Consider the following 19,045-nt stretch of genomic DNA (forward strand, 5'->3'; position numbering starts at 1 on the left):
AGCCGACACCCGAAGCCAGCTGACACCCGAAACCCCCACCGACGCCCGGCCACCCCCACGGTGACCGGGCGTCCGGCACACCGGCGGCTCTCGGGATCTCGCAGCGGTTGTGGAAACCTGTTCGTTCGATTGACACGCCGTCACGCTGCGCGTATGACCGTTGCAGGGCGTCACGAAAGCGGAGTGGTGCCCGCCGTCGCCGGTCCAGGGGGTGTGACGCATGACGACTGTCGAGACGGCCGTCCCAACCGACCAGGACACCACTACCGTCAAGCGCCTGCGGCTGGGCGTCGGCATCGTCGGCCTGGCGCTGCCGATCGTGCTGCCGCTCGGCAACAGCATCATCTCCGCGCACCTCGGCCTGCTGGCCTCGCTGAGCGGCTCCTACTACACCCACATGCGCAACGTCTTCGTCGGCGGCCTGTGGGCCATCGGCGTGATCCTGCTCTGCTACCGCCACAACCGCCGTGAGGACGTGTGGAGTTCGGTGGCGGGCCTGTTCGCGGTGGTGGTCGCGATGTGCCCGATGGAACCGCCGTCCTCCATCGTCGCCCACCCGTCGACGACGCAGAAGGTCCTCGGTGAGATCCACGTGGTCTCCGCCGCCGCCGTCTTCGCCGCCCTCGCGGTCTTCTGCATCCGCCTCTTCCGGGACGAGTCCGAGCCCGACGGCCCGCTGCGCCGACGCATCTACCTGGTCTGCGGGACGGTCATCGGCCTGTGCATCGCGGGCATACTCTTCGCCGACCTGCTCCACTTCACCGGCACGGGCGGGCTGACACCGGTGTTCGCGGGGGAGTCCGTCTCGGTTTTCGCCTTCGGTACGGCCTGGTTCGTCAAGAGCGACGCGATCGCGGACCTCGCCCGCGCTGCGGGCCGCCCCGCGGTCGCCGCGGCCTGGCGCTGAGCGCCGCCGCGGGCGGCCTGACTTCAAGCCCCCGCCGGGCCCGCCTGGCACGGCCTCCCCCCAGCCTTCGGCCGGCAGGCGCCCCACGCTGCGTTGTCGGATCGCCCAAGCACACCCAGGCGGAGGACGACCCTCCGCCTGGCATCTGACCGCGCCAGGCGACCCGGGCTGATCCGACGGCGGCTAGAAGACCGGCCCTAGTGTGGCAGCGACGCACCGAGCGCGTTCGCCACGACGCGCCCGAGTTGTGCACTACACCGCCGTGGTCGTCACGGCGGCGCGCGCTGCGGGAGACTGAACGGCCGTCAGGACACCGGCGGGTCCCAGTCGAAAGTGACCGTCACCGGCGCGTGGTCGCTCCACCGCTCCGGGTGGGAGGCGGCGCGTTCCACGACGCCGCCGGTGGCGCGGGCGGCGAGGCCGGGCGTGGTGACCACGTAGTCGATCCGCCAGCCGCTGTCCTGGTCGAACGCGCGGCCCCGGTAGGACCACCACGAGTACGGGCCGGTCACGTCCGGGTGCAGGCTGCGGACGGTGTCGACGTAGCCGAGCTCGTCGAAGACGCGGCTGAGCCAGGCCCGCTCCTCCGGGAGGAAGCCGGCGTTCTTCTGGTTGGCCTTCCAGTTCTTCAGGTCCGCCTCGCGGTGGGCGATGTTCCAGTCCCCGCAGACCACGACCTCGCGGCCCTGTTCGGCGGCACGCGCGCGCAGGGCCTTCAGGTGGTCGAGGAACTCGCCCATGAAGCGTTCCTTCTCGTCCTGGCGCGGGGTGCCGACCTCGCCCGAGGGGAGGTAGAGGCTGGCGACGGTGACGCCCGGCAGGTCGATCTCCGCGTAGCGGCCGGAGCCGTCGAACTCGTCCGAGCCGAAGCCGATCTTCATGCGGTCCGGCTCGCGCCGCGACAGGACCGCGACGCCCGCCCGGCCCTTGGCCGTCCTCGAGGGCGCCCACAGCACGTGCCACCCGGCCGGCGCCGCGACCTCGGCCAGGAGCTGCGCGGGCTCGGCTCGTACCTCCTGCAGGCAGACGACGTCCGCCGCGGTGTTCGCGAGCCACTCGACATAGCCCTTGCCCGAGGCGGCGCGCAGGCCGTTGACGTTCACGGTGGTGATGATCACCTGGGAGCTCATTCCTCACGAGTCGGTTCCAGGCGGTCGCACCGGCGACGCGCCCGGACCACCTTACGACGCGCCGCAGCCGGGACCTGCCCCCACCCGCTACGCTCCGAACATGACCTCGAGCCCCGACGACTACGACAGCACGAACTGCGTCTGGTGCGGGGCCGCGGTGCATCTGGGTCCCGACGGCGGCTACGTCTGCGGGCAGTGCACCTACACCGTGACCCCGCCCGGCTACGAGAAGCAGGCCGCGGCCGAGCGCGCGCAGATCAGCGCGCGCCGGCACGCGAAGAGACCCGGCTGAGGAACCCCGGGCCGGCCGCCGCGCTCAGCGCGCGGCGATGAACAGGCTCTGGGCGGAGCGGCCGATGACGCCCTTCTCGTCCAGCAGCAGCGCGTCCGCGAGCCCGATGCCCGCCTGGTCCACGCTGGTCTGCGCGTCCAGGCCCACCCACTCGCCCTCCGGCGGCCGCCGGAGGTGGACCGACAGGTCGGGGTTGACGTAGGTGTGGCGGCGGAAGTCCAGCGTGCCGGAGATGCCGTTGCCGGAGTCCGCGGCGATCAGCACCCGGCACAGGCCCGAGGTCTCCTCGTCGGCGACCAGCGGCAGCCGCATCCGGAACCAGGCGGCGGCCGGACCCCGCTCGGTGGCCGAGCCGTGGGCGAAGCGCATCTCCATCGCCGTGTGGTAGCCCTCGTCCCACGGCATCGGGAAGACCTGCGCGGCGGACTGCTCGGGGCCCGGCACGGCGAGTGGCGACTCGATCGTCGGCAGGTCCGCGAGCTCGGCGGGCTCCCCGACGCGGATCCGCAGGGCCTGCGCGCGCACGGCCACCTTGCCCTCGGCGGTGCGCAGTTCGGCCTCCACGCGCTCGACGCTGCGCCCGGTCTCCGCCTCCCGCACGGCGACGCTGACCTCGCCCAGCGGCACCGGCCGCAGGATCTCGAAGGTCATCCGCACGACGCGGAAACCCTCGCGGGCGCCCTCACGTCGCTCGACCGCGCGGCCGAGCAGCGCCGCCGGGGGACCGGCGTGCTGACTGTCGGGAGACCACGGCCCCCGGGTCGCGGCGGTGGCGGCGAAGCGCTGCTCGCCGAGGGGCAGGAAGAACGCACTGGCGGTCATTACCGAAGGGTAACCATTCGGTGGGGTTCCGCGGGAGACCGGGGCCGCCTTTCACCTGCGCGCGGCATCGGCCATGCTGGTGCGCGGCGCACGGAAATCCGTGCGGAGGGAGCGGTAGGGGAGGCGACGCGATGCTCACGCGGACGCGACTGTTCGGCGGCAAGACCCGGGTGACGTTCCGGCTTCCGGCTCAGGTGCCGGTGGGGGTGGTGAGCGTGGTCGGCGACTTCAACGGTTGGCAGCCCGGCACTGCCGAGCTGGTCCAACGCCGCGACGGCACCCGCACGGTGAGCATCTCCTTCCCGCCCGGCGAGCACCGCTTCCGCTACCTCGCCACCGGCGGCGTCTGGTTCGACGACGAGGCGGCGGACCGGATCGACCCGCAGGGCAGCCTGATCCGCCTCGAGTAGGCGAATGCGACGAAACGGGCGGTAGGCGGCGTATCGTCGGCACCACCCCTCCACAGGAATCCGGTGACCGCCCATGGCTCCGCGACAGGCCGTCCGTCATCCCGTCTTCGCCCGGCTCTGGTCGAAGGCCATCGGCCCCGCGCTCGAGAAGGCCGGTATCGCGGAGCACCGGAGGCGGCTGCTGGCAGGGCTGACCGGCGAGGTCGTCGAGATCGGTGCGGGCAACGGGCTGAACTTCGCCCACTACCCGCCCGAGGTGACCCGCGTGCTCGCCGTCGAGCCCGAGCCGGACCTGCGCGCCCTCGCCGAGCAGGCGGCGCTCACCGCCTCGGTGCCGGTCGAGGTGGTGGCCGGGCGGGCCGAGCGGATCCCCGCGGCGGAGGAGTCGTTCGACGCCGCGGTCGTCTGCCTGACGCTGTGCTCGATCCCGAACCAGCACGCAGCCCTGACCGAGCTCTGGCGGGTGCTGCGGCCCGGCGGCGAGCTGCGGTTCTTCGAGCACGTGCAGGCGGAGTCCCCGCGCATGCGCCGCGTCCAGCGCGCGGTCGACGCCACGTTCTGGCCGCTGCTCGCGGGCGGCTGCCGCACCGGCCGCGACACCCGCTCCGCGATCGAGGCCGCCGGGTTCACCATCACCGAGCTCGACGCGTTCGCCTTCCCGGAGACGCGTGTGCCGTCGCCCTCGACCCCGCACATCCTCGGCACGGCCGTGCGCTGAAGCCGACTGGTTGAGCATCCGACGACGCGGCGCCCGCCGTCCGGCGGTCGCCGCGTCCATCCTTCCGCCCGTCGAGGCGTCAACCCTGGTCGGTGGCCTCGCCCCCGGTGGCAGGGGTGCGGCCGTGGCGCATGAGCAGGGCGACGACCAGCCCGACCGCACCGCAGCCCGCCGCCAGCAGCAGGCCGTTCTGGTAGCCGGCGAAGCCGTACAGCGAGGTCACCGGGTGGAAGCCGCCCGTCGTGGCCTCCGGGACGCCCGTGATCTGCACCTTCACCTGGAGCGCGTGTCCGGCCAGGAACGCCGTCAGCGCGCCCGTCCCGACCGAGGTCGCCAGGCTGTTGACGACGCCCAGCATCCCTGCGCTGATGCCCTGCTGACGGGCGGGCACCGCCTCCATCATCAGGTTCGGGCAGGCGGCGTAGAACGCGCCGAAGCCGATCCCGAAGACCGCCGCGAACAGCCCGTACTGCCACTTGGAGTGCGGGAAGTACGCGTACAGCACCGTGGAGAGGGTGAACATCGCCATCGCGATGACCAGCGGCAGTCGCGGGCCGGTCTTGCGGGCGAGCTCGCCCGCCCCCGCGCCGGAGAGCATGCCGACGCCACCGGAGTAGACCGCGGAGTAGTAGCCGTAGGCCAGCAGCGAGGCGCCCAGGCCGAAGGCCAGCGTGGAGTTGAAGACGGTGTGGAACAGCGGGGCCATCGCCGGCGGGAGCGTCTGCCCGGCGCCGCCCGAGAGTGCGACCTGCAGGATGCTCGCGTGCAGCTGCTGCTCGTTCGGGGTCTGCAGCATGTAGGGGATGCTGTAGCCCTGGATGCCGATGACCATGCTGCCGAGCGTGGCCGCGCCGAGGATCATCAGCACCCGCGGCGACAGGAGCAGCCGCGGATCCATGATGGGCTGCGACACGACCCGCTCCACCAGCAGGAACGCGACCAGCATGGCCAGCCCGCCGAGGAGGTAGCCGAGCGAGTCCAGCCGGCCCCAGCCCCAGGTCGTGCCGTTGGAGAGGTAGACCAGGACCAGGCCCACGCCGCCGCCGAGCAGCAGCGCGCCGCCGACGTCCAGGCGCTGGCGGGTGCGCAGGGTGGACTCCGGCACCACCAGCCACATCAGCGGCACCATGACGCCGACGAAGATGAGCAGGAACCAGAAGAGCCAGCGCCATCCGTGCGCGTCCACCAGCGAGCCGCCGATCAGCGGCGCGGCCAGCGCCGACATGCCGAGGCCGGTGGCGATGACGCCGATCGCCGCCGGGATGTAGCGACGCGGCAGGATGTCGCGGAAGAGGCCGTAGGCGACGGTCGGGGCGGAGATGGCCACCGCCTCCAGCGCCCGGCCGACCAGGAAGACCCACCAGGTGTGGGTGAGCGCGCAGACGAGTGTGCCGACGGCGAAGGACACCCCCGTCAGCAGCATCGTCCGGCGCTTGCCCCACAGGTCGGACAGCTTGCCCAGGAGCGGGGTGGTGGCCCCGCCGACCAGGCCGAAGATGATGACCATCCAGCTGATGTTGGCGCCGACGCCGGGAAAGCTCGGCGCGATCTGGCGCGCGGCCGAGGCGACCATCGTGTACTGCAGCGCGGCGATCTCGGCGAAGAGCACCACGACCAGGATGACCGCGAAGATGCGCAGCCGTGAGGCGCCGTCGAGGCGGTTGGTGGATTCCGGTTCGGGTTCCGGCCCGGGTCTCGGAGCCGGGTCGACGCTCGTAGGTGCGGATGTCACAGGGCGGCTCCTTGGGTCCAGGGTGGCTCCAGGGTGGGTGGATCCGGCCACGACGGAGGCCCGAGCTGGGCGTCCGCACCGTGTATCTAACAGTCCGTCAGAAAGAAGGGAAGAGCGGCCACGGCCACGATCTGGTTCAATGGCCCCATGGACAACGTCCTCGAACCGTTCTGGCCCTCGCGCCAGCAGTTCCACTTCGACCAGACCTGTCGCCGCTCGACCGGCGCGCAGGCCTGAGTCCTTCCCACTTCGGGCCATTCCGCGCGCAGACGCCGCCCCGTCCCTTTCGCGCGAATCGAGTCCTGCCATGTCTGTTCCCGTGCTGAACCCTGTCCGTCCCGCCGTGCCCCGGCTGCGTTCCGTCAAGCCCGACGAACCGGTGCGGCCCGGCGTGTACCGGCTGCCGCCGCACGTCGTCAGCGAACTCCAGCTCGACGCCGCGGCCGGAGCGCCGCTGGTCGGCTACCTCGTCCTGGTGCCGGAGGGGGTCGCACCCACCTTCGGCACCGCGCCCGCCCTCGGCGCCGCGCCCTTGCCGCCCTCCGTGCCGGTGCCCGGCTCCGTGCCCGGCTCCGTGTCCGCCCACAGGCCCGCCACGGCGGACGCCGACGGCCTCGCCATCGACCGGGAGCTGCGCACCGTCCACCTCGACGGCGAGCAACTGGAGCTCACCTACCTCGAGTTCGAGCTCCTCGCCCACCTGGCCGCGCACCCGCACCTCGTGCACACCCGCGACCGTCTCGTCGAGGCGGTCTGGGGCTACGGCCACGTCGGCGACGGACGCACCGTCGACGTCCACGTGGCCCGGCTCCGCCGCAAGCTCGGAACGGCCTACCGGGGACAGATCGTGACGGTCCGGCGGGTGGGCTACAAGTACGTGCCGCCGGTCCGTTAGTGCCGTGCCCGCGCGGGCGGACGGCTCAGCTCTCGCTGATCCGCCCGTCCGCCACGTGGATCCGGCGGTTGGTCTCCACCGCGTCCAGCATCCTGCGGTCGTGGGTGACCAGCAGCAGCGTGCCGTCGTAGGAGGCCAGCGCCGACTCCAACTGCTCGATGGCGGCCAGGTCCAGATGGTTCGTCGGCTCGTCCAGCACCAGCAGGTTCACGCCCCGGCCCTGGAGCAGCGCGAGCGCGGCCCGGGTGCGCTCACCGGGCGAGAGCGTCGCCGCCGGACGCAGCACGTGCACCGCCTTGAGGCCGAACTTGGCCAGCAGCGTGCGCACGTCGCCGGGGGAGAGGTCCGGCACGGCCGCGCCGAAGGCCTCCGCGAGGGGCAGCTCGCCGTGGAAGAGACCGCGCGCCTGGTCCACCTCGCCCACCACGACGCCGGGGCCGAGCGCCGCGTGGCCCGCGTCCAGCGGGAGCCGACCCAGCAGGGCGGCCAGCAGCGTCGACTTGCCTGCGCCGTTGGGGCCGGTGACCGCGATCCGGTCCCCCCAGTCCACCTGGAGGTCCACCGGCCCGAAGGTGAAGCCGCCGCGCTTGACCTGCGCGCCGCGCAGCGTCGCCACCACCGCGCCCGCGCGCGGGGCGGCGGCGATCTCCATCCGCAGCTCCCACTCCTTGCGCGGCTCCTCGACCACGTCCAGCCGCTCGATCAGCCGCTGCGTCTGCCGCGCCTTGGCCGCCTGCTTCTCCGTCGACTCGGTGCGGAACGCCTTGCCCTGCTTGTCGTTGTCGCTGTTCTTGCGGCGGGCGTTCTTGACGCCCTTCTCCATCCACGAGCGCTGCATCCGCGCCCGCGCCTCCAGACCCGAGACGGTGTCGGCGTACTCCTCGAACTCGGCCCGCGCGTGCCGCCGGGCGCGCTCGCGCTCCTCCAGGTAGGAGGCGTAGCCGCCGCCGAACTGGTTGACCTGCTGCTGGTGCAGGTCCAGCTCCAGCACCGCGTTGACGGTGCGGGTGAGGAACTCGCGGTCGTGGCTGACCAACACCGTCCCGGCCCGCAGGCCCTGGACGAAGGCCTCGAGCCGCTCCAGGCCGTCCAGGTCCAGGTCGTTGGTGGGCTCGTCCAGCAGGAACACGTCGTAGCGGGAGAGCAGGAGCGAGGCGAGGCCCGCGCGGGCGGCCTGGCCGCCGGAGAGCGAGGTCATCTCCTGGTCCAGCCCGACGGCGAGCCCCAGCTCGTCGGCGACGGCCTCGGCGCGCTCCTCCAGATCCGCGCCGCCCAGGTCCAGCCACCGGTCCAGCGCGACGGCGTACGCGTCGTCCGCGCCCGGAGTCCCGTCGACCAGCCCCTGCGTCGCCTCGTCCAGCGCGGCCTGCGCAGCGGCGACCCCGGTCCGGCGGGCGAGGAACGCCCCCACGGTTTCGCCGGGGCGCCGGTCGGGCTCCTGCGGCAGGTAGCCGACGGTCGCGGTCGGCGGGCTCAGCTTGATGCTGCCGCCCTCGGGGGTGTCGACCCCGGCGAGCAGCTTCAGCAACGAGGACTTTCCGGCGCCGTTCACCCCCACCAGCCCGATCACGTCGCCGGGGGCGACGACCAGGTCGAGCCCGGAGAACAGCACGCGCTCGCCGTGTCCGGCGGCAAGGTCTTTGGCGACGAGAGTGGCAGTCATCAGGCCCGTAAGCCTACCGGCCGCGAGTCAGCCGAACTGCGCGGTGTCGACCTCGAAGGACAGGGGCTCCGGGAGGGACAGCGCCTGGCCGAAGGGAACGCGGGCGACGGGTTCGCCGTAGGCCCGGCTGCCGTCGTCCGGGAGCCGGTGGAGCAGGCAGACCCGCTGCTGCCGGTCGATGATCAGGTAGTACGGGATACCCGCCTCGGCGTAGATCTGACGCTTGCGGTGGTAGTCCTGATCGCGTGTGCTCGGCGAGGTCACTTCCACGACCAGGTGAATCGGCTCCCCGGCCACGGGGTTGTACTCGCCCCGGGCGCCGCTGAAGGCGTCCTTGTCCGTCACGATCAGATCCGGTCGTACGCCGCTTCCGGACTCGGTCAGCAGGCCGCTGCCGCCCGCCCAGAACCGCAACTCGCGCTTTGAGTCATGGAGTACGACTTCGGTGGCGAGGTCTCCGATGATGCGCTCGTGGTCCGGCACGGGAGGAGGGGACAGGAAGATCACCCCGTCGAGGAGCTCGGCACGGAACCCTGCCAGGGCAGGGTCGTGCTCGACGTGCGCGAGTGCCGCCCAGACGTCGTCCAGAGGGGAGTCGTCAACGGGCGGTGCGCTCATCTCTCCTCCATGTGGCAGCAGGGCGTGACATGTGTCACCCCGCAGACTAGCGCGGCCGCTCGTCCGGGGGCGGACCGTCGTCCACCCCCGGACGAGGGACTACTCCGCGAGGCTGAGCGCGGCGAGCGCCGCGTTGACGATCGACCCCGAGTCCAGGTTGTTGATCTCGTAGAGGTCCGCGACCGTGCCCGACTGGCCGAAGGCGTCGACGCCCAGTGGCACCGTCGGGACGCCCAGGGCCGCGCCCAGCCAGGCCATGGAGTGGGAGGCGGCGTCGTGGACGGTGACCAGCGGGGCGTGGCGGTCGGAGCCGAAGGCGGCGCGCAGCGCGCCGGGGGAGTCCGGGGTCCGGGCGGTGCGGTAGCCCGCGCGCAGGGTGCGCTGCCACTCGCGGTAGAGCAGGTCCTGCGAGGTCACGTCGACGACGTGGGCCGCGACGCCCTCCTCCGCGAGCTCCGCCGCGGCCGCCAGGACCTCCGGCAGGACCGCGCCGGAGGCGGCGAGGCGAACTACGGGCGCGTCGGGGCCGACGCCGGACGCGTCCACCAGACGGTAGGCGCCCGCCAGCACCTGTCGTCGCAGCACCGCCTCGCCCAGTCGGGCCCTCGCCGCCTCGAACGGGGACTGGTCCAGCGGACGCGTGGTGAGGCGGAAGTAGTGCGCCCCGCCCTCACCACGCGCGACCTGGCCGACCGCGTCGCACAGCAGCCAGTCCAGCGCGCCGGCGAAGGCCGGCTCCAGGGTGACGGTGTTCGGCAGCTCCAGGCCCACCGACGGGGTGATCGTCGACTGGTGCGCGCCGCCCTCGGGGGCCAGCGTCACACCCGACGGGGTGCCCGCGACGATGAAGCGCGAGCCCGAGTAGACGGCGTAGACGAACGCGTCCAGGCCGCGCAGCACGAACGGGTCGTAGACCGTGCCGACGGGCACCAGCGGCCGGCCGGACAGGTCCCAGGACAGGCCCAGTTGGCCGAGCAGCAGGAACAGGTTCATCTCGCTGATGCCCAGTTCGATGTGCTGCCCCGTCGGGCCCTCTGCCCAGCGCAGCACCGGGTCGCTGTTCCAGGCGCGGCGCTCGACCGGCGCGAAGACGCCGGTGCGGTTGATGAAGCCGGCCAGGTTCGTCGACGTCGCGACGTCCGGCGCGGTCGTGACCAGCAGCGGTGCGAGCTCCGGCTGCCGCGACAGCTCCGCCAGCACCCGGCCGAAGGCCTCCTGGGTCGACAGCGGCTTGCCGGTGCGCAGCCCGCTCGACGCCGGGACGGCGGGCGCGGCGAACGAGGGCGCGGCCGGGCGGGACAGCAGCCGGGCACGGTCGCCCGCGAGGCGACCCGCCGGGGTCGCCGGGTCGAGGCGGTCCCACTCCGTCGCGGCGGTCAGCCCGTGCGCGGCCCGCAACTCGTCCACCTGAGCGGTCGTCAGCAGCGCCGAGTGGTTGCGCGGATTGCCGGCCGTCGGCAGGCCCCAGCCCTTCACCGTGTACGCGAACACGACGCTCGGCCGGTCGGCGACCGCGTCGCACTCCGCGTAGGCCTCCAGCATCGAGCCCAGGTCGTGGCCGCCCAGGTCGGTCACCAGCGTCGCCAGCTCCGCGTCGGGGATCCCCGCGCAGAAATCCGCGACCGTCTGCGGCGCGCCGTCCAGGAACTGCTTGCGTACGTCCTGCCCGGACAGCCCGAAGAGGGACTGGTAGTGCTCGTTCGGCATGGTGTCGATCCAGGCGCGCAGCGCCTCCCCGCCCGGCCGCTCGAACGCGGCGGACAGCCTGCGTCCGTACTTCACCTCGACGACGTGCCAGCCCGCGGCGGCGAACTGCGCCGTCCACTGCGCGATCCGCACGCCGGGAACCACCCGGTCGAGCGACTGCCGGTTGAAGTCGACGATCCACATCACCTTGCCGAGGCCCTGCGTGGCGTCGTCGGCGATGGCCTCCCAGACGTTGCCCTCGTCCAGCTCCGCGTCACCCATCAGGGCGACGAACCGCGAGGCCGGGCGTGCGCCGAAGTGGGCGTCGACGTACCGGCGGGTCGCGGCGGCGAACAGCGGGGCGGCGGGGCCCAGACCGACCGAGCCGGTGGAGAAGTCCACCCGGTCCGGGTCCTTGGTACGGCTCGGGTAGGACTGCAGCCCGCCGCGGGAGCGCAGGGTCGTCAGGTAGGAGCGGTCCAGGTTGCCGAGCAGGTACTGGATCGCGTGGAACACCGGCGAGGCGTGCGGCTTGACGCTGACCCGGTCCGGGGCGTCGAGGTGGGCGAACCAGAGCGCGGTCATCGCGCCGACCAGGCTCGCACTGGAGGCCTGGTGCCCGCCGACCTTCACGCCGTCGCCGGTGGCGCGGTCGTGGTTGGCGGCGTCGACGATGCGGGTGGCGAGCCAGAGCACGCGCTGCTGGATCTCGTCGAGCAGCTCCAGGTCCGCCGCGGCCGGGGTCGCCGTCGCGGGGGCCGTGGAACCACCGTCGAGAGGATGAGGGTGGTGATCCATGCCAGCAGAGTGCCCGAAGCGCCGCGGCCTGTCACCCGTGCGGCGGCGCAGGTCACACGAGTGATCGCCGGACTCGGGAACAGCGGCTTCCGGTCGACCGTTCCCGAGATGCGTCGCTGTGTCGTCGCTGTGTCGTTGTACGAGAAGCACGGAGCAAGGAGAGGGCCGGGGCATGGGACTCAACCGGGCGGGGAGGATCGCCGCAGGGCTCGGCGTGGCGGGAGCGACGGCTGCGGCCTGGGCGGCACGCGAGGTGCCGGTCGCCTTCGGCGGCGACCCGACCTCCGGCGGACGCGGCGAACGCCTCAGGGAATCCCCGCAGTACCGAGACGGCGTCTTCCACAACCCGCCCGGCCCGGAGCGGACGGGCGAGTTCTCCCGCCCCGACAGCGGAGGCGTCGCCCGCGAGCTGCTCTTCGGCAAGCAGCAGCGCAAGCCCTCCCGCCCGATCCCACTGGTGCGCGACCTCGCCGCGGAGGCAAGCGAGGACCTCGCGGTCACCTGGTTCGGCCACTCCAGCGCGCTGGTCGAGATCGAGGGCCAGCGGGTCCTGCTCGACCCGGTCTGGTCCGAGCGCTGCTCTCCCTCCCAGTCTGTCGGCCCGCGCCGCCTGCACAGCCCGCCGGTCGAGCTGGAGCGGCTGCCGGACGTCGACGCCGTCCTCATCTCGCACGACCACTACGACCACCTCGACATGCACACAATCCGCGCCCTCGCCCGGCTCCAGGACGCGCCCTTCGTCGTCCCGTTGGGTGTCGGCGCCCACCTGGAGCGGTGGGGCGTGCCGCGCGGCCGCGTCATCGAGCTCGACTGGGACGAGTCCGTCGAGGTCGGCGGCCTGCGCCTGGAGTGCACGGCGGCCTACCACTTCTCCGGCCGTGGCTTCCGCAACAACGGCACGCTGTGGAGCTCCTGGGCGATCGTCGGCGCGGAGCGCCGGGTCTTCTACAGCGGTGACTCCGGCTACTTCGACGGCTTCCGCAGGACCGGCGAGCGGCTCGGCCCGTTCGACCTGACGCTGATCCAGATCGGCGCGTACAGCGAGCACTGGCCCGACATCCACATGACGCCCGAGGAGGGGCTGCGGACGCATCTGGACGTGCGCGGGGGACTGCTCGTCCCCGTCCACTGGTGCACCTTCGTCCTCGGCCTGCACGACTGGTCCGAGCCCGTCGAGCGCCTCTGCGAGGCCGCCGACGCGGCCGGCGTCACCCTTGCCGTCCCCCGCCCGGGCGAGCGTCTGCTCGCGGCCGCGCCCCCGAAGCTCGACCACTGGTGGCGCTCGGTCGTCTGAGACGCGCGCCCGTAGGGGCGTGGGGCCGTGCTGATGCGCGGCTCCTCCCCCAGCCTGCGGCCGGGGTGCCCCGGCGTGGGTGCGAGAAACCACCGGCATGCGGATGGTCCGGGGGGTGCGGATGGTCCGGGGCGTGCGGGGCCGTGCGCGCGCCGGCGGTTTCCCGCGCTCCTGGCGGGTCGCGCTCAGGTGCCCAGCCTTGGGCGGGGGATGGGGAGTTCGACCCAGATGATCTTTCCGCCGCCCGGGGTGCGTTCCACGTCGCAGGAGCCGCCGGACTCCGCGGTGACCGCCTTGACGAGGAGGAGGCCGCGGCCGCCGAGGCGGTTGAAGTCCTCGGAGAGCGCCTTGGGGCGGTAGGGGTGGCTGTCCTCGACCGAGACGCGGACCCAGCCGTTGGCGAGGACCACCTCGACCACCAGCTCCGGGGAGAGCAGCGCCGCGTGCCGCACCGAGTTGGTGACCAGCTCGGAGACGATCAGCAGCAGGCCGTCCAGCAGGTCCTGGTACCCCGAACCGGCGATGCCCTGCGCCAGCAGCAGATCGCGGACGGCGTGCCGGGCGTGCGACACGGTCACGTCCACCGCCGGCGCGGCGAAGCGCCAGACGCCCTCCACGCCCGGCGGGGGTGTCACATCCGCGCCGACCGGGAGGACGGTCCCGGTCGCGAGTGGCGGTTCGCAGGGCTGGTCTCCGCGGACATGCATGGTTCGTTCCGCCATCCTCGGCTAGCAGTGGTCGTCGCTCCTGGGCAGTGAGGTCGTCCTATCACAGCCTTGTCCTGCCCACCGGGCGGCCTCAGCGCACAAAGTGACCGAAGATGCACGTTGCGTGTCCAAATGCAGTTTCGGGTGACGGCTTTCGATCGGAGACCGGGTGGTCGGGAGCACTCTGTTTTCTTGGTATTGTTGTGCACGTCAGCGCGGGGAACCGCGCAGGCCACCGGCGCGGGTGGCGGAATGGCAGACGCGCTAGCTTGAGGTGCTAGTGCCCTTCGGGGCGTGGGGGTTCAAGTCCCCCCTCGCGCACATGGGGATCGTTCAAGGCTTCGTGCCATGAACGATCATGATTGGCCCCCTCGATCTCGATCGAGGGGGCCAATTTGGTTCCCAGTGAGACTTCGAGTCTCTTGCTCTCGGACCGAAGATGCCAATCCCCGGCCTGCCTACGGCGCCGGCCAGAACCGGATCCGGGTCCGCTCCACCGTCGACGAGCCCGCCCTCGCCCTCCAACTCCTCCTGCCGCGCCGCCTTGGGTCCGCGCGACACGGCGTCGAAGCCGTACGTCCCGGAGCCCTGAGGCAAGCGGAAGGACAGCGGAGTCCGCCCCGTCATCTCCCATACTGCAAGCTCGCCCGAGGGGAGCGTCAGCGTGCCACTGGCGCGTGCCTCGACCTGCTCCTCGATCGCAGGCGTGGGCGTGGCCGAGAGGAAGTCAACGATCAACGCCACCTGGTGCGTGTGCACTGCCGTGGTGACATCCAACCGCCCCGGTCTGACCTCCACGAACGCGGCCGCGTCCAGACCGACCAGACCGGCCGGGAAGCATTCGCCGACCTCCGCCACGTCCTGGACGGCGAACGTGTAGTAGGAGACCGGCACATCGAACTCCGGCATGGCAGCTCCCGGTGAGTTGGACCGCGCCGCACGCACTGCGTGGACGCAGGTTTGGACCTGCATGCGGCTGGAAACGACCAGCCCTCCCGGTTCTTCGATCGGGAGGGCTGATCAGATTTCGGTGACGGATCGTCAGTGTCGTCAGTCCGAGTAGACGGTCAGTACCGCGCCGTCGATCTCGATCCGACGGGTGCGGCTGATGTCGCCGCGGCGCAGCGCGTCGAGGCAGCGGCGGAAGAGGATCATCTCCTCGCCGTCCAGGACCGCAGATGCGACGTCCAGCACCGGTCCGAGGGCGTCCTCCGTCAGTTCCGCGGGCAGTTCGCCCGAGAGCAGGATGACGGATTCCCCGGTGCGGCCCCGGACCACCGCGGTGGTGGGGCCTCCTTGCACGACCAGCACGTGTCCCCCCTGGCCTTGTTGCCAACGTTCGACAGGGGGCCGCCGAAGGCGGAGGTCCCTGTTGGCAGAGAACGCTAAACCCAGGAGGGTGCTTTGGCCCCTGGCAATCGCCGTTTTCGCTCATTCCGGTCGTAATCGGACGTAGCTGCAACCGTTTCGGGCAGTCCGGCGTCCTTATCCGACTTCAGTCCGAAGCCTCACCCTCGGAGGCGTCCTGACCTTCGGGTCGGCGGCTCCGTTCGAGCAGGGATTCGACGAGTGCGGCGACGTGGCGCCGGTTCTCCGGCGACAGCTGCTGGACGCTCGCGATGAGCACGTCGACCTCGGGGTCGGGCGCCGCCTCGTAGAGGTGGATGCCGCAGGCCTCGGCCGCGGCGCGGCGGATGGTGTCCAGCGGCAGTTCGAGCCCGCGCGACAGGCCCTCGAGCGTGGCGGGCTGGGGCATGCGCACCAGTCGGTCGGCGGTCGCCAGGTGGTGCACCGTGGAGCGGGGGATCTCGCCCCGACGGGCCACGTCGCCGTAGGACCAGCCCTGCCGATCCAGTCGCTCTCGCATGAGCGCCTGCAGTGCGTTGGACACCCTGCACCCTCCCTCGGGTTCACTCGGGCCGGCCGGACGATGGCCGAACCGGCGGTCGTGCGGCCTCGATTCTAGGGCGATCACGCCTTTCCGGGCTGGTCCACCGCCGCTCACCTGCACATTTCTCTCTGTTGCGAGTCTGTTACAGAGAGTCGTCAGAAAACCCTTGCGTCACCGATCGTCACCCGACTACTGTCCAATCTCGTTGGACAAGGCGTCCGACGGAATTGGACGGACGCCACCGCTACCGCACCCCGAGGGGGACTCATGAGCATGGACATTCGCGAGCTGGACGCCGAGTCGGCCGAGCTGCTGCCGGGCCGCGAGGCGCTGGGCCGGCTGAAGTTCAACTTCACCAAGACGGTCAACGTGACCAAGCACGTCGCCACCGTCAACGCCCACAACAACTCCAGCGCGCTGAACATCGGCTCGCACGACGCGACCGCCGCCGCCGACGCGTCGCAGTCGATCAGCATCCACCAGTAGTCCGCAGCGCGGTAGTCCGCGCGAAACACCACACCCACGAGTGAAACCACCGAAGGAGAACACCATGAGCATGGACATGCACGAGCTGGACGCGGAGTCGGCCGAGCTGCTGCCGGGCCGTGAGGCGCTGGGCCGGCTGAAGTTCAACTTCACCAAGACGGTCAACGTGACCAAGCACGTCGCCACCGTCAACGCGCACAACCACTCCAGTGCGCTGAACATCGGCTCCAACGGCGCGGACGCGGAGTCCGAGGCCGCGCAGTCCATCGTCATCTCGCAGTAATCCAGGCAACAGACACGACCGCGGCGTGGGCCGGCCCGGGGGAGGAGGAGCCGGCCCACGCCTACGGGGAGGACATACGCAAGATGACAGTCACTGTGGAGACCGAGGTCGCGGTCGTCCCCGGTCCAGGTGGCTTCGCCACGTCCGTGCAGCCGCCGTTCCCGTCAGGTCCGGTGTTCCCCGTACCCCGGCTCTCGGCTGGGCTGCGGCTTCACGGCGAGTACCAGGGCTCCGGGTTCACCGAGCCCCGGTACATCGCCCGCCGTGGGGACGGCCAGGTGGTGCAGTTGTCCCGGCTGCTCCACCTGGTCGCCGGCGCGATCGACGGGGAGCGCGACACCGAGGGGATCTCGCACCGCGTCAGCGGTCTCTTCGGGCGTGAGGTCAGCGAGGAGAACGTCGCCTACCTGATCGAGCAGAAGCTCATCCCGATGGGCGTCACCGTCCCCTACGGTCAGGAGGACGACGAGGTCGACGCCCCGCGCTCGGACCTGCTGCTGGCGCTCAAGGGCCACCGGGTGCTCTTCAACGAGCGCCGCGTCGCCCGGATCGGGCGCTCGCTGGCGTGGCTGCACCGCCCCGCCGTCGTCGCGGCCGTGCTGCTCGCGGCGGTCGGCATGGACGTGTGGCTGTTCGGCTACTACGGGGCGATGACCCCGGTGCTGAACGTGCTGGACCAGCCGGTGCTGCTGCTGGCCGTGTTCGCGCTCACCGTCGCCTCCCTGGTCTTCCACGAGTTCGGCCACGCCTCGGCTTGCCGCTACGGCGGCGCGAGACCCGGCTGCATCGGTTGCGGCCTCTTCCTCATCTGGCCCTCGATGTACACAGACGTCACCGACGTCTACCGGATCGGCCGGGCCGGCCGGATCCGCACCGACCTGGGCGGCGTCTACTTCAACGTCGTCTTCATGCTCGGCCTGACCGGCTGTTACCTGCTGACCGGTCAGCCGTTCTTCCTCAGCGCCGTCTACCTCGGCCACTTCGAGGTCCTGGAACAGCTGATGCCGGCCGTCCGCCTCGACGGCTACTACATCCTGGGCGACCTGGCCGGCATCCCCGACCTCTACGGCAAGATCCGCCCGATCGTGCTGAGCATGATCCCGGGCCGTCCCACCCCGCCCGAGGTGCGCGACCTCAAGCGCTCGGCCCGCGTCATCGTCACGACCTGGGTCTGCACCATGGTCCCGCTGCTGCTGGGCGACCTCGGTTACGCGCTGTGGAACCTGCCGCGCATCCTGGCCACCGGCATCCGCTCGCTGACCGAGCAACTCTCCGGCACCGCGGACGCGTTCGCGCACGGCCAGCTCGCCGAGGGGACCGTCGGCCTGCTCGGCTGCCTGATGCTCGTCTGCCCGCTCGCCGGCATGGCCTACCTCTCCGTCCGGCTGGCCGGACGTCTGCTGCGCGCCGCCCGCCGCGCCACCGACGGCAGGCCCCGCCTGCGCGCGTCCCTGTGCGCGGTCGGCCTCGTCGCCGCCGGGGGGCTGTGCTGCGCCTGGTTCGTGGGCCTGACCCCGAAGCCGCTGCCGGCCCAGCCGCCCATCGTCCCCGTGCTCCAGCCCGGGGTGCCCACCGTCGTGCCGAGCCCGCCGGTCACTCGTCACGGACACGGCGGCGGTTCGACCGGCGGCCCGACGCCGAGCCCCAGTTCGAGCCACAGCCACTCCGGTGGCGTCGTGTTGCCGAGCGGCTCCGCGTCGGCCTCGCCGCAAGCCTCCGTCAGCCCGTCGGCCACGCCCACCCCGCCCGCGACGACCCGGACGTCCCCGAGCGCGACCCCCACCGTCGGCACGACGACGGCCCACCCCACCACCGGCCCGACGGCCAGCCTCTCCGCGACGCCGACGGCGTCCCCCACCACGTCCGCCACGGCGCCTCCCCCGCCCACGACGGCCGCGACGAGTGCCGGCACCGCGGCGCTCAGGTAATCCCCAGCAGCCCGTTCACAGCGAGGAGCAGCACACCATGGAGCTCAATCCGCACCGCAAGACCCGCACGCGGGTGGGGGCCGCGCGCCGCGCCCTGCGCGTCGGCCTGATCGCCACCGCAGGGCTCGGCGTCATCGGCGGGACCGCCGGGGTCGCCCAGGCCGTCGGCGGTCCGCCCGGCGTCGCGCTGGCGAACGACGGCGCGCACACCCTGGCCGACCGGGCGCACGAGACCCGCTTCCAGGACTCCTTCACCGTCCACCAGTACGGGACGCTCTACGCCGCGAGCGCCCGCAACCAGGCGCAGGCGATCTCCGCCTACTGCTCGCCGCACGACCCCTGCCGTTCCGTCGCGCTCTCCTTCCAGATCGTGACCATGGCCGGGACGAACATCCACCTCAACGCGCTGAACCTCAGCAACGCGGAGAACGTCCACTGCGCCGGCTGCCAGACGCTGGCGGGGGCCTACCAGTTCATCGTCTCCACTCCGCGCCCGTTCACGCTGAGCGCCACGGCGGAGCGGCAACTCGCCGACATCCACCGCAAGCTGGACGCGCTGGGCCGTTCGACCGCGCCCACCGCGCAGCTCAAGAGCCAGGTGGACGCGCTCGCCGCCCAGGTGACGGCGATCCTCAAGGCTGCCGCGGCCACCGCACCCAAGGGCCCGGGCGTCTCCGCCCTGGCCCAGATGGAGCCCGAGGTGACGGTGCACCGGGTCTTCGACGAGCACTGACCCGAGTCGCGGCGGACGACGGCGGGGCGGGCCTCCGGGGGGGGGCCCCCCC

The 19,045-nt window shown here is 72.0% G+C and carries 20 protein-coding genes and 1 tRNA gene; 11 read left to right on the forward strand and 10 right to left on the reverse strand.

Translation table 11 applies throughout. From position 1 onward, the window contains the following. The first annotated feature begins 220 nt into the window (after nucleotides 1-220). Nucleotides 221-907 carry a hypothetical protein gene (locus tag TR49_RS05640; RefSeq protein WP_042377937.1) on the forward strand — a complete coding sequence of 229 codons (687 nt, stop codon included), beginning with the start codon at nucleotides 221-223 and terminating at the stop codon, nucleotides 905-907. A 305-nt stretch (nucleotides 908-1,212) separates the two neighbouring features. Here TR49_RS05640 and TR49_RS05645 read toward each other — a convergent pair whose 3' ends face one another. Further along, complete coding sequence (locus TR49_RS05645) at nucleotides 1,213-2,025, reverse strand: exodeoxyribonuclease III (protein ID WP_439654080.1); 813 nt, start codon at nucleotides 2,023-2,025, stop codon at nucleotides 1,213-1,215. A gap of 112 nt (nucleotides 2,026-2,137) precedes the next feature. Between TR49_RS05645 and TR49_RS05650 the strand changes: the two genes are divergently transcribed. Beyond that, nucleotides 2,138-2,329, forward strand: coding sequence for a hypothetical protein (locus tag TR49_RS05650; RefSeq protein WP_042377944.1), 192 nt, complete (start codon nucleotides 2,138-2,140; stop codon nucleotides 2,327-2,329). Nucleotides 2,330-2,353: 24 nt separating this feature from the next. On the opposite strand, the gene TR49_RS05655 is transcribed toward TR49_RS05650, so the two are convergent. Then, on the reverse strand, nucleotides 2,354-3,151 hold the full coding sequence (locus TR49_RS05655; RefSeq protein ID WP_042377946.1) for a thioesterase family protein: 798 nt from the start codon (nucleotides 3,149-3,151) through the stop codon (nucleotides 2,354-2,356). Between the two features lie 131 nt (nucleotides 3,152-3,282). Here TR49_RS05655 and TR49_RS05660 point away from each other — a divergent pair, with 131 nt between their 5' ends. Both TR49_RS05660 and TR49_RS05665 read left to right on the forward strand, forming a co-directional pair. Then, nucleotides 3,283-3,561, forward strand: coding sequence for an early set domain-containing protein (locus TR49_RS05660; RefSeq protein ID WP_042377948.1), 279 nt, complete (start codon nucleotides 3,283-3,285; stop codon nucleotides 3,559-3,561). Nucleotides 3,562-3,634: 73 nt separating this feature from the next. After that, complete coding sequence (locus TR49_RS05665; protein ID WP_042377951.1) at nucleotides 3,635-4,279, forward strand: class I SAM-dependent methyltransferase; 645 nt, start codon at nucleotides 3,635-3,637, stop codon at nucleotides 4,277-4,279. A gap of 79 nt (nucleotides 4,280-4,358) precedes the next feature. On the opposite strand, the gene TR49_RS05670 is transcribed toward TR49_RS05665, so the two are convergent. Continuing rightward, nucleotides 4,359-6,011, reverse strand: coding sequence for an MFS transporter (locus tag TR49_RS05670; RefSeq protein WP_042377952.1), 1,653 nt, complete (start codon nucleotides 6,009-6,011; stop codon nucleotides 4,359-4,361). A gap of 307 nt (nucleotides 6,012-6,318) precedes the next feature. Between TR49_RS05670 and TR49_RS05675 the strand changes: the two genes are divergently transcribed. Then, nucleotides 6,319-6,906, forward strand: a complete 588-nt coding sequence (locus TR49_RS05675) for a winged helix-turn-helix domain-containing protein (protein WP_042377955.1) — start codon at nucleotides 6,319-6,321, stop codon at nucleotides 6,904-6,906. Between the two features lie 25 nt (nucleotides 6,907-6,931). Here TR49_RS05675 and TR49_RS05680 read toward each other — a convergent pair whose 3' ends face one another. The 3 genes from TR49_RS05680 to TR49_RS46300 form a co-directional block, all read right to left on the reverse strand. After that, nucleotides 6,932-8,569, reverse strand: a complete 1,638-nt coding sequence (locus TR49_RS05680; RefSeq protein WP_042377957.1) for an ABC-F family ATP-binding cassette domain-containing protein — start codon at nucleotides 8,567-8,569, stop codon at nucleotides 6,932-6,934. A 27-nt stretch (nucleotides 8,570-8,596) separates the two neighbouring features. Beyond that, entirely contained in the window at nucleotides 8,597-9,187 is a 591-nt protein-coding gene (locus TR49_RS05685; protein ID WP_052434038.1) for a Uma2 family endonuclease, read from the reverse strand. Nucleotides 9,188-9,286: 99 nt separating this feature from the next. Continuing rightward, on the reverse strand, nucleotides 9,287-11,671 hold the full coding sequence (locus TR49_RS46300) for a thiamine pyrophosphate-binding protein (protein WP_084724602.1): 2,385 nt from the start codon (nucleotides 11,669-11,671) through the stop codon (nucleotides 9,287-9,289). 172 nt (nucleotides 11,672-11,843) lie between these two features. On the opposite strand from TR49_RS46300, the gene TR49_RS05695 reads away from it, so the two are divergent. Further along, complete coding sequence (locus tag TR49_RS05695) at nucleotides 11,844-12,965, forward strand: MBL fold metallo-hydrolase (protein WP_042377958.1); 1,122 nt, start codon at nucleotides 11,844-11,846, stop codon at nucleotides 12,963-12,965. 185 nt (nucleotides 12,966-13,150) lie between these two features. Here TR49_RS05695 and TR49_RS05700 read toward each other — a convergent pair whose 3' ends face one another. Further along, the gene (locus TR49_RS05700; protein WP_084724640.1) at nucleotides 13,151-13,672 is read right to left on the reverse strand and encodes an ATP-binding protein; all 522 of its coding nucleotides are present in this window, start codon (nucleotides 13,670-13,672) and stop codon (nucleotides 13,151-13,153) included. Nucleotides 13,673-13,910: 238 nt separating this feature from the next. On the opposite strand from TR49_RS05700, the gene TR49_RS05705 reads away from it, so the two are divergent. Beyond that, a tRNA-Leu gene (locus TR49_RS05705) sits at nucleotides 13,911-13,993 on the forward strand. A 12-nt stretch (nucleotides 13,994-14,005) separates the two neighbouring features. Here TR49_RS05705 and TR49_RS05710 read toward each other — a convergent pair. The 3 genes from TR49_RS05710 to TR49_RS05720 all read right to left on the reverse strand — a co-directional run bounded on the left by TR49_RS05710 (nucleotide 14,006) and on the right by TR49_RS05720 (nucleotide 15,563). Next, the gene (locus tag TR49_RS05710; RefSeq protein ID WP_042377961.1) at nucleotides 14,006-14,581 is read right to left on the reverse strand and encodes a hypothetical protein; all 576 of its coding nucleotides are present in this window, start codon (nucleotides 14,579-14,581) and stop codon (nucleotides 14,006-14,008) included. 141 nt (nucleotides 14,582-14,722) lie between these two features. Further along, complete coding sequence (locus tag TR49_RS05715) at nucleotides 14,723-14,983, reverse strand: hypothetical protein (protein WP_236653234.1); 261 nt, start codon at nucleotides 14,981-14,983, stop codon at nucleotides 14,723-14,725. Between the two features lie 184 nt (nucleotides 14,984-15,167). Further along, nucleotides 15,168-15,563 (reverse strand): helix-turn-helix domain-containing protein, encoded by a 396-nt coding sequence (locus tag TR49_RS05720; RefSeq protein ID WP_042377963.1) that lies wholly within the window; start codon nucleotides 15,561-15,563, stop codon nucleotides 15,168-15,170. Between the two features lie 267 nt (nucleotides 15,564-15,830). Here TR49_RS05720 and TR49_RS05725 point away from each other — a divergent pair, with 267 nt between their 5' ends. The 4 genes from TR49_RS05725 (at nucleotide 15,831) to TR49_RS05740 (ending at nucleotide 18,993) form a co-directional block, all read left to right on the forward strand. Further along, entirely contained in the window at nucleotides 15,831-16,049 is a 219-nt protein-coding gene (locus TR49_RS05725; protein ID WP_042377966.1) for a hypothetical protein, read from the forward strand. Between the two features lie 64 nt (nucleotides 16,050-16,113). Continuing rightward, on the forward strand, nucleotides 16,114-16,332 hold the full coding sequence (locus TR49_RS05730; RefSeq protein WP_042377969.1) for a hypothetical protein: 219 nt from the start codon (nucleotides 16,114-16,116) through the stop codon (nucleotides 16,330-16,332). A gap of 83 nt (nucleotides 16,333-16,415) precedes the next feature. Further along, entirely contained in the window at nucleotides 16,416-18,260 is a 1,845-nt protein-coding gene (locus tag TR49_RS05735; protein WP_042377970.1) for a zinc metalloprotease, read from the forward strand. A gap of 37 nt (nucleotides 18,261-18,297) precedes the next feature. After that, entirely contained in the window at nucleotides 18,298-18,993 is a 696-nt protein-coding gene (locus TR49_RS05740; RefSeq protein WP_042377977.1) for a hypothetical protein, read from the forward strand. Nucleotides 18,994-19,045 lie beyond the last annotated feature (52 nt).

The sequence above is a fragment of the Streptacidiphilus melanogenes genome, from assembly GCF_000787835.1.
GTDB lineage: Bacteria > Actinomycetota > Actinomycetes > Streptomycetales > Streptomycetaceae > Streptacidiphilus > Streptacidiphilus melanogenes.